The sequence below is a fragment of the Pirellulales bacterium genome (assembly GCA_035533075.1).
GTDB lineage: Bacteria > Planctomycetota > Planctomycetia > Pirellulales > JAICIG01 > DASSFG01.
The window spans coordinates 1-9,449 of record DATLUO010000124.1 but is presented as its reverse complement, the minus strand read 5'-3'; the positions used below and the strand labels follow the sequence as shown (position 1 = coordinate 9,449).

The window sequence follows — 9,449 nt, the reverse complement described above, 5'->3', positions numbered from 1 at the left end:
AATCAAGGAATCTCAGGGTAACAGCTTTCGCCGCCCTGCGTGGGCCGCGTCAGGACGTAACCAACGCAGCGGCAGGTACTTCCGGCAGGAGGTGCTGGCAGAACTCCAACGGGAAGTGTTACCCTGCTTTGAACCACGCCTGTTTTTCACAAGTGTTTAAGATCGCGACGATCTTCGCTTGGCTTGCCGGAGGGACGGGGAACGCCTGCTCAACTGTCGGAATCCGACAGTTGGCCAATGGTGGGGTTACCGCCGCGTTCTCGACGAGCGGTGCGGGTCAGAAACGGCCCCTGCGACTGCTGGAGTTGTCGAAAGTCGGCGGGCCGGCGCTCGCAAGCTCGCTCGCTCTCACCCTACAGAGCGCCAAAGCGAGTGATGCTGAAGGTGGTGGCCGTGCTGAAGGGAACGATGCCCCAGAGTCCCTGCGTAAAGAGCAGGCTGATCACGTTGTCGTACACCAGAATCCGGCTCTTCGGCACCAGCACGATGTCGGAATCGTTGAGCCAAATCTCGTCGGCCGGGCAGGGACGCTTGCCGTACAGCGGACCGCGCAGGTCGAGCTTCGTGGCCAACAGCCGCCAGTCGTCGCCACGGCGAAAGACCACCGTGTTCCACAAGTTGCCGCCGTAGATCCAACCGCCCGCCATGCTGATGGCCTGCATCGCGGTCGTGGGGCCGGTCAGCTCATAGCGCCCCGGCGTTCGTACTTCGCCGACGACGTAGATATAGCGCGGTGCCCGTGCGCCCAGCACCGGCGTGATCTCCATTCCCTCGAAGCGCCGGCCCAGACGTTCGTGCAGCTCGCGTTGCACTTCCATCAGCGTCAGGCCCTGCACCGGCACGTTGCCGAGGGCGGGCAATTGGATCGTGCCTTCGGGTGTCACCCGTGCGCGGCGCGACTGGCCGCCGAAGCCGAACCGGGCGTCGCTCGTCGCCCGCAGGTCTTCCAGTTGCGCGTTGAGCCGCACAGGGGTGATCGTGATCGCCGGCTCTTTGTAGAACTTCTTGAGCCGCCGCTCGACTTCGGCCCGAAGCTGAGGCACCGTGTGCTGCGTGGCGCGCACCTCGTTGACCAGCGGCAGCGTGATGTAGCCGTCGGGTTGGATCACCAGGTCGCGGTTCAGAGTCGCGTCGCTGAGCGACTCGACGCGAATCTCGTCGCCCACCGTAAGCTGGTAGGGCTGCGACGATTCCATGCGCGTCAGCCGAAAGACGAATTCAATCTCATCGTCGACGCGGAGGCGGTATTGATCGACGTGCCGCAACCGTTCGTGCCCGACATATTCGCCCTGGGCATAGCGTTGCCAGGGAATCGGTCGGGCGGCGTCCCAACCCATCTCGCCGCAGGCGCCCGAAGCGCAGTCGAGGCCCTTGATCGCGTACGGGGCGGCCGGACCGAGTGCCTGGCAGAGCTCGATTCCATTTTGGATTTTGGATTTTGGATTTTGGATGGGTGGCTGGGGCAGAGCCGCGCGGTGGACGAATTCTGTGGACACGCTATGCCGCGGCGATGCCCCGGCGCTCGAATCTCTGGGACAACGCTGGATTGATCCTAATTCAAAATCCAAAATCCAAAATCCAAAATTGACGCAGCCGGCGCAGAGGATGACGGCGACGATGGCGTGTTTCATCATGGCTTTCTTCCTTATTTGCATCGTCGGCGGAGCCTCTCGCGGAAGGCGTTCTAACGTAACCAGGGGAACCAGGCGGCGGCCGAACGACGCCGCGGCGGGGCCGGCGCCACCACGGGCTTCGCTTTCACGCCGCCCGCGGCCCCACTGGGCGCGGCGGGTTTCTGCGCGTCGACCTCGGTGCGGCTGGTGCTGGCAAACTCTTTGGCGTCGAGCCATTGGACGTCGGACGAGGCGACGATGCCGCGGGGGTTGTCAGGCGGTGCGCTGGCCTCGCGTTTGCCGGCGACCTCGGCCTCGCGTTGAGCCAACTCGGCGAGCTTCGCTTCTCCCAGCCGCTGATGGACCACCGCCAGGTTGCGCCACACGGCCGAATGCGGCAGCACGGCGATGCTGTGTTGCAACAGCGACCGGGCGGTGGCATAGTCGCCCCACCGTGCATAGAGCACCGCCAGTTCGTTGGCCGCCAGGAAATTGCCCGGATCGGCCGCCAGGGCCGCCCAGTGGAAGACCATCGCTTTCGGCTCCGCCACCGGGGCCGACAGCGTCTTCTCGACGGCCAGCGTGATGTAAGTCTTGCCCAGACCGAACAGCGCCATCGACGCCGCTTCTTCGCCGCCCGCGGCGACGGCCAACTGCTGCTGTGCGTAGGTGTAATAGTGTTGCACCACGACGACCGGCAACAAGTCGGCCGCGTCGATGGCTTTGCAGGCGGGCGTGCGGTGGACGGAGATCAAGCCCGGCACGTCGAGATCGGTTTCCAATCGCGAGCCTTCGGGCACAAAATCCTCGGCTTCTTCCAAGGCGGTCAGTCCGGCGGAAAGCGCTTGAGTGTGCTCTCGCGTGGCGAATTCCACGTCGAGCGCCTGCGAAACGGTCCGCAACGCCTGAATAAACTCGGCCCGTGCCGAATAGAGCGCGCCGCGCTGGCCAAGGTAATAGCCGTGCCGGATCAAGCGTTCGGCCTGCTGGTTGACGGCTTGCATCGCCCGCGAACGTGGCGCTCGACGCGGAGCAACCGGCCTCGCTGCGGGCGGCCCCATCCGTTGATCCGCAGCGCCCGCGGTCGCAGTCGGTCGCGCCTGTCCGGTCTGCGAAGTGAGGCTTGCCTGGGGCGCCGATTGCTTGGCCGTGGCGGGCAGTCGTTCCGGCGGGGCGAGTTGCTCGCCCGGCGGCAGCAACTGCGGGCCTGGGGCGGGCGGCTGGGGGGCCAGCGGCAATGCGGGCGGCAGCTCGGTCACGATCGGCGGCGTCAACGCCGATGCCGAGGGCATTTGAGGGCTGGCGAGCGGAAAGGACCGGGCCAACCGTGCCGGGCGATCGAGCTCCGCGGCCGGATAGGCGACGGGCAGCATGGTGGGCGAGGCCGCGCGATCGAGCGACGCGAGATCGGGGTCGGGGCAGACCGTCAGTCCGGCCGCCGGACAGTGCGGAGTCTCGGCTGTCCAGGTTGCCTCCTCGCGCGGCGGGGAGTCGCTACCGCAGCCGGACGTCGAGAACAAAGCGGCGCAGCTTGCCGTCAGACACGCCAGCCGGACAGAGAGGGGGCAAGTTGTCATCCGTGAAAGACCGTAAGCCGAGGCGGTGCGCTGGCCGGCCGCCATCCGGGCGGCGGCAAATTCATAATGGCCATCGGCCATACCGCGCCGGAGCGCTGAGAGAAAGCACTACACCGTGCCGTGGCTGGCAAGTCCGGCACCACACCACCCGCGCCACCCGATTCCGGCCGCCGGCAAATCCTTTCCGACCGTCAGAACCGTTTCCCCTCGTTGTGCTTACTACAAGAGCCCTGCTCACCCAACACGTCCTCGATATACAACTTCTCGATCAGCACCAGGGCCATCGCGGCCAGCGGCGTGGCCAAGGCCAGGCCCGGAAAACCCCACAAGGCGCCGAACGTCACTTGCACGCTGAGGGCGATCGCCGGCGAAAGGTGGACCATCCGCTGCTGCACCAGCGGAGTGATCAGGTAGCCTTCCGCGCTTTGCACTACCCCGAACAGAACGCCGACGTACAGCGCGTGGGCCGGACTTTGCACGAACGCCAAGAGCATCGCCGGTGCGAGCCAGATCAGCGGGCCAAGGTTGGGGATGAAGTTCATCAGCCCGGCGAACAAGCCCAGCATCAACGCCAGCGGCATGCCGATCAGCCAAAACCCGATCGTCGCGCCCACGGCCACCGCCGCCATCGACAGCAACCGGCCCAAAGTCCAACGCCACAGAGCGCCGGCCGCGCGATCGATCACCTCGCGGGCACGCGGGCGACGGTCGAGCGGAACCAGCCGCACCAGCGACCGCTTGTAGAGATCGGGGTCGAAGGAAATGAACACGCCCAGAAAGAGAATCACCACGATGCCGGTGACGGTATCGACCGCGGCCGACGCCGCCCCCGCCGCCCGCGAGATCGCCTTCTCCCCGTCTTCGGCCGAAGTGCGGATCTCTTTGAATTCGTCGGCCACCCAACTTCCCCACGGATACTTTTGCAATTGCTCGCGCACGTGAATGACGGCGTGCGGCAACTGCTTCGAGAACTGCTGGGCCTGCTCGGCCACGCGCGAGGCCATCGACCAACCCATCAATCCCAGTACGGCCAGCAACACGGTGCAAACGGCGATCAGCGCCAGGCCGCGGCGCAAGCGCGTGGAGCGTGCCACCAGGTCGGTCAGCCCGCTGAGAAACACGGCCAGCAGCAGGCCCGAAAAAATCAGGAACAGCGTTCCGGCGGCCAGCCACAGCAGCAGGCCGACGACGGCCACCACGACGCCCGCCGTGAACAGCGCCCAGTGATGATCGCGCTTTTCGGCCGCCGCGGTCATGTTGCTCGGTTCCGTGGTTGCAGGTCCACCGACCCATTTCCGCCCTGCTTGCCTGACGCCACCCGGTCCTGTTGAGCGTCGCGCCACTGCGCCGGACCACTTTGTTCGCCGGTCTTGCTGGGCGACAGCGTCGCGGGCTCCGGCACTTTCTCCAGCGGGTCGATGTTGGGCTGAGGCATCGACGGCAACGGAGCCGGAAACGCCGGTGGTGCGCCGAGCGGCGTCCCTGGCCCGGAAGCCGCGGCCGGCGCGACCGTCGCGGGGCCGCAGGGACATGGCCAACGGCGCACGCGCCGCTCGTCGATCACGCGCAGCGTTTGCACGGGGACCTGGCGAGTGTGCAGGCGAGGTTGGTAATTCACTTTGGGCACCGACAGCGTGACCATGTTCGGTTTCCAGACGCGGACGACTTCCATTGTATCAGGCCGCCGCACGCGCACGGGGCGCAGCATCGGCAGTTGCCAGTATTCACGGCCGGTTGCAGGATCGACCGTCCAGCCGCCCGACATCCAGCGCAACTCGATGCTCGTCCGCCCGGGCCGAACCACCTGTTGATCGACCCACGCTCCTTGATCGACTTGCTGCGGCACAAAGGTCGTGACCGGCTCATAGAGAACGTACTGCTCTTCACGGCTCGACGTCTCGATGACCGGCCGCCGCACCACGTGGGACTGATCGTGCGCAGAAGGCGGCTCGGCCGCGGCGCAGCGGTCCACGGCAAAAATTGCGGGCAGCACGATCGCTAGCAGCATGAGACGACAACTTTGGGTCCGTCGACTTGACACGGGGCCACCTCCTTGAGCTGGTAAATCGTAGGGTGGACCAGCGAGCTTGCGAGCGCCGGCCCACCGTTGAAGGCGTTGGGCAATAGGCGTTGGGCGTAAGGGCACTAGTAGAAGATCGTGCCTAAAGCCTAACGCCCATCGCCTAATGCCTCTGTCGTCCTACGCTGCCTCCAAAGCGGTCTCAATGGAGAAGCGAACGGCATGCCGCGACGGTTGAGATTGCCACGAGGCCGGCCTGTCCCCGCGAAAAATCGCCCGCCACCGTTGATTTACCGGCGGCGGGCACTGCGATGATCGGGCCGCAGTTGTAAGTTTTTCAAGCGGAGCGATTACGTCGTCCGGCCGGGCGTGACCGCCGCCGAGGGGACCGTGACCGGCGGTTTGCCGGAGAACAGGTCTCGCAAGGCACGCGCCGCCTGGTCCTGCGAGTTCATTTGCAACGTGCGGTCGAGCTCGCGGACTGCCTCTTTGGGATAGCCCAGATAGCCGTAGTGAAAGCCCAGCAGGAAGCGCACGGCCGGCGAGTCGTGGTCTTTCCGCATGGCTTCCAACGCTCGCAACTGGTTGGTGTAGTCTTGCGGCGATCGGTAAAGCTCGGCGTAGTTGCCCACCACCGTGCCCCACTTGTCTTGCGGCAGCATCTGCATGGCCTGCTGCACCGCGCCCGCCGACTCGTCGAAATGGCCGGTAGCGAACAACGCCTGGGCCAAGAGCATCAGCGCGCCGCCGTTCTGCGGGTCGTCGACCAAGGCATGCTGCCAGTTGCGAATGGCGTCGGTGTAACGCGCGGCCTTGAAGTCTTGCTCGCCCAGCGCGGCATAATCTCCGCTGGCGGGAGTCGCAGCCGCGGATTGCCCCGGCACCACGGCGCTCGCCGCAGGTTGCGATGCGTACGTCCCGTAACCGTAGGACGGGTATCCGTAGCCGTAACTGCCGTAATACGGATAGCCGTATCCATAGCCGCCGTACCCACCGTAGCCTCCATAGCCGCCGTACCCGTATCCTCCGTAGCCGCCCAGGCCATAGCCCAGTCCCAAACCATAGCCGAGACCGAGGCCATACCCGCCCAGGCCGTAACCCAGGAACGGGAAACCGAAACCGTATCCGAGGCCGAGACCGTAGCCGCCCAAGCCATAGCCGAGACCATAGCGGCCCAGGCCATAGCCGTAACGACCCAGTCCATAGCCGCCCAAGCCATAGCCGCCCAGTCCATACCCGAGTCCGCGCCCATAAAGACCATAGCGGCCGCCGAATCCGCCGCCGAAGTTGTTATACAACCGGTTGTAGCTGAGCGAGTTGAAATTGATATTGCGGCCCAGCGATTGTCCGGCAACGGCCATATTGCCGCGGCCAAAATTGCCGCCACCGCCCATCGCATGGCGCGTCAAGAACGTACCGCCTGCGGCACCGCCCAGGCCGCCGCGCATGCCATTCATGCCAGCCCCACGAAAACCACTGGTGACGCCCGCCGCGCCGCGGCCCGCGGCTGCTGAAAAGTGTCGCGCGGCAAAGCTCCCTTGCGAGAGGCCGCCATAGCCCGACATGCCGCGGCCCATGGCGGAGCCGCCATACATGCCGCGGCCGCCTAAAGCTGTGGCCCCGCCCATGCGACCACCGTAGAATCCGCCTCCCCGCGGCATCGCCATGCCACCGAAGCCGCCGCCACGATACCCGCCGCCGGGCATTCCCCGGAAACCACCGCCAGCCATGCCGCCGCCGTGGAATCCTCCACCATGGAATCCTCCGCCGCCGTGGAATCCTCCACCGCCATGACCGCCGCCGCCGTGCCCCCCGCCACCGCCGTGCCCCCCGCCACCATGGCCGCCGCCGTGAGCGTAAACCTCGCCGCCCATCATGGCGGCCAGCACCGCCAAGGCCATCACGCCGCCATGTACCCATATTGCACGAGACATCTTGTTCCTCGCTTTCGCCCAGCAAGCCCCCGCCTGCCGCTTTCATTCTACGCTGGACCGATGGCGGCGAGCGAATCTGAACGAAATGTAACCCGCCGTACGACAACGTAAGGTGGGGCAAGCGAGCTTGCGAGCGCCGGCCTATCGTTGGCGACGTCGATTACGGTGGGCCGGCGCTCGCAAGCTCGCTGGTCCCACCCTACAATGCTCTTTGAGCCATGCCTTAATGGCCGACTGGCAAAGCACTCCGCCCTACTCAAGCAACTTGGCCACCAACTTGCCGACGTCGCTGTACTTGGCATCCCCGCCTTCGAATTGCCGGGCGATGTTTCCTTCTCGGTCGTAAACGAATATGGCGGGCACGCTGGCCGACTTGAAACCAAGCTGCTGGTAGAGCGTCTCCGACGGCACGCTGGCGATGACGTTGTCGAACGTCGCCTGCTGGCTTTGGAGGAATTCAAGCACCGCTTCCTTGTGCTCTTCAGGCGTCTCCTTTTTTCCGCCCTCGAAGTTGAAACTCAACGAAATGCAGGCCAGCTTGTCGGGTCCATACTCTTTGCCGAGCGCGACGAGTCCCGGAAACTCTTTGACGCACGGACCGCAATAGGTGCTCCAGCAATCCATCACGACGACCTTGCCTCGCTTGCTGGCGATCAATTCCTGAATGCCGTCGAAATCCTTGATCTCGACGGTTACTTTGTCGGCCTGCGCATGGTCGTCTGCCGGCTGCGCGTCGTTTTCATCGGGCAGTTGCGTCGCTGGCTCGGCGGCGCCGCCCGCTTGGGCTGGCGCAGCGGGGCTTGGCGGCTTCTGACAGCCGACGATTGCAAACATGACGAACAACGCGGCGGCGTGCTTCATCGGCGGTGTACTCCTTTTTCTGCTCTTCGTGATGGTCTGCTTGTCTATCGCTTAAGGCGGTCCTTGATGATCGGCCAGGCGACCGGCGGACGCCCGTTGCGCGAACAAGCGATCGTGGTGTGGTCGGCCGACACGATAACGAAATCGTCGACGCCCGGCAACAAGGCATGGTCGATGGGCACCAGACCGTCGCCCGTGCCGGTGCGCGATTCGAGCGTCTCCGCCCAACGCTGCAAGTTGTCTCCCAGCGGCTTGCCCCAGCGACCATCGGGCACGCAGGCCGTCGTCCATCGCAGCGTGTTGGCGGCATAGCGCCAACCGCAATTTCGGTTGCCGGCCACAATCGTATAGCGCACGTCAGACCGCCGCGGCCTGGCGTTAAGCTCCGCGAGAAACTTGGAACCGGGCGCAATGTCGTTACGTGCTTCGCCCAGGCCGTCGGTGACGATCCAGGTCCAAGACCATTCGTCTTCCGTTCGCCACAGCCGGCAATGCTCGACCACTTCGCTTAACGCGCTGAACCGCGAATAGCACGAGCCGTGATTGGGCGGCGCCAGCAGCACCAGCCGCCCCACTCCGCCCGTGTAGGCGCCGCCTTCCAGATAGCAGCGAGCGATGATGCCGCCCATGCTGTGCGCCAAGATATCGAGCTTGACGTTGGGCCGGTCGGCGCGGAGCCGCGCGATTTCGCCGGCGAGCAAGGCGGCGCTCTCCTCCAACGGCTGATCGTTGGGATACGCCAGCGGCGCGACGGCGAACCCCTCCTGTTCCAACAGCGGCGACAGGTCTTGCCAATAGTCAGCGCCGGAATCGAGGCCGTGAATCAAGACGACCAGGCGATCGTCTGCCGCGACGTCACTGGGCAGGCGTAGACCACAGCGGGCGGCGGCCTGGGATTTCGCTTCGGGCGCCAGGTAAGCGACCGATTGACGCACCCAGCGGCGCGTGGTCTTGCCGCAGGCTTCAGTACAGGTGTCCCAGCATTGGCCGACCTTCACCGCGGCGACCGATGCGGCCCGCTTGACGCTCGTCACCCAGGCGTATTCGGCTTGTGCCGGTTGGGGAGCCAAGGCGAGACCCAGCACCAACGCGAGAATGAACCGATGCACCGCATTGTCCTCCCTACCTACTCGATCGCGCCGCCCGACAAGTGATTCGCCAGCGGCGTCGTGTTATTCGAGCCCACCGGGCCCGTTCCCACCTTACACCGAGACGCAAAAGCGACTCCCTCAGCCTAGCCGAAGCGGGCACAGAAAGGCAAATCCGTCTCTCCAACCGGGCTGCCGGAGGTGTACACGAGCGCCTAGCCCGGATGATTCACCGGCCCCCGAACTTGGCGCGCAGACTGCGCGAACACCAACCCGAAGCGCAAGCGAGCTAAGTCCGTTGCTGATCCTCGCTTGCGCTTCGGGTTGGTGTGGGCCGGTGAATAATCCGGGCTAGC

The 9,449-nt window shown here is 65.2% G+C and carries 7 protein-coding genes; all 7 read right to left on the bottom strand.

Annotated features, from left to right (window positions below; translation table 11 throughout):
• Positions 1 to 353: 353 nt before the first annotated feature.
• Entirely contained in the window at positions 354 to 1,634 is a 1,281-nt protein-coding gene (locus VNH11_15925) for a polysaccharide biosynthesis/export family protein (GenBank protein HVA47857.1), read from the bottom strand.
• 50 nt (positions 1,635 to 1,684) lie between these two features.
• Positions 1,685 to 3,190 carry a hypothetical protein gene (locus VNH11_15920; protein HVA47856.1) on the bottom strand — a complete coding sequence of 502 codons (1,506 nt, stop codon included), beginning with the start codon at positions 3,188 to 3,190 and terminating at the stop codon, positions 1,685 to 1,687.
• 191 nt (positions 3,191 to 3,381) lie between these two features.
• Entirely contained in the window at positions 3,382 to 4,446 is a 1,065-nt protein-coding gene (locus VNH11_15915) for an AI-2E family transporter (GenBank protein HVA47855.1), read from the bottom strand.
• Positions 4,443 to 5,198 carry a hypothetical protein gene (locus VNH11_15910; protein HVA47854.1) on the bottom strand — a complete coding sequence of 252 codons (756 nt, stop codon included), beginning with the start codon at positions 5,196 to 5,198 and terminating at the stop codon, positions 4,443 to 4,445. Before VNH11_15910 ends, VNH11_15915 begins: the two co-directional genes overlap by 4 nt.
• 362 nt (positions 5,199 to 5,560) lie before the next feature.
• Positions 5,561 to 7,144 (bottom strand): tetratricopeptide repeat protein, encoded by a 1,584-nt coding sequence (locus VNH11_15905; protein HVA47853.1) that lies wholly within the window; start codon positions 7,142 to 7,144, stop codon positions 5,561 to 5,563.
• 252 nt (positions 7,145 to 7,396) lie between these two features.
• A complete protein-coding gene (locus VNH11_15900; protein HVA47852.1) occupies positions 7,397 to 8,005 on the bottom strand; it encodes a TlpA disulfide reductase family protein in 609 nt (202 codons plus the stop codon).
• A gap of 44 nt (positions 8,006 to 8,049) precedes the next feature.
• Positions 8,050 to 9,114: an alpha/beta fold hydrolase gene (locus VNH11_15895; protein ID HVA47851.1), complete on the bottom strand. Its 1,065-nt coding sequence runs from the start codon at positions 9,112 to 9,114 to the stop codon at positions 8,050 to 8,052.
• Positions 9,115 to 9,449 lie beyond the last annotated feature (335 nt).

Excerpts from the sequence above, each read along its gene's own strand:
- VNH11_15900 (HVA47852.1), bottom strand. The coding sequence starts at position 8,005 with ATGAAGCACGCCGCCGCGTTGTTCGTCATGTTTGCAATCGTCGGCTGT.
- VNH11_15920 (HVA47856.1), bottom strand. The coding sequence starts at position 3,190 with ATGACAACTTGCCCCCTCTCTGTCCGGCTGGCGTGTCTGACGGCAAGC.
- VNH11_15915 (HVA47855.1), bottom strand. The coding sequence starts at position 4,446 with ATGACCGCGGCGGCCGAAAAGCGCGATCATCACTGGGCGCTGTTCACG.
- VNH11_15925 (HVA47857.1), bottom strand. The coding sequence starts at position 1,634 with ATGATGAAACACGCCATCGTCGCCGTCATCCTCTGCGCCGGCTGCGTC.
- VNH11_15905 (HVA47853.1), bottom strand. The coding sequence starts at position 7,144 with ATGTCTCGTGCAATATGGGTACATGGCGGCGTGATGGCCTTGGCGGTG.
- VNH11_15910 (HVA47854.1), bottom strand. The coding sequence starts at position 5,198 with ATGCTGCTAGCGATCGTGCTGCCCGCAATTTTTGCCGTGGACCGCTGC.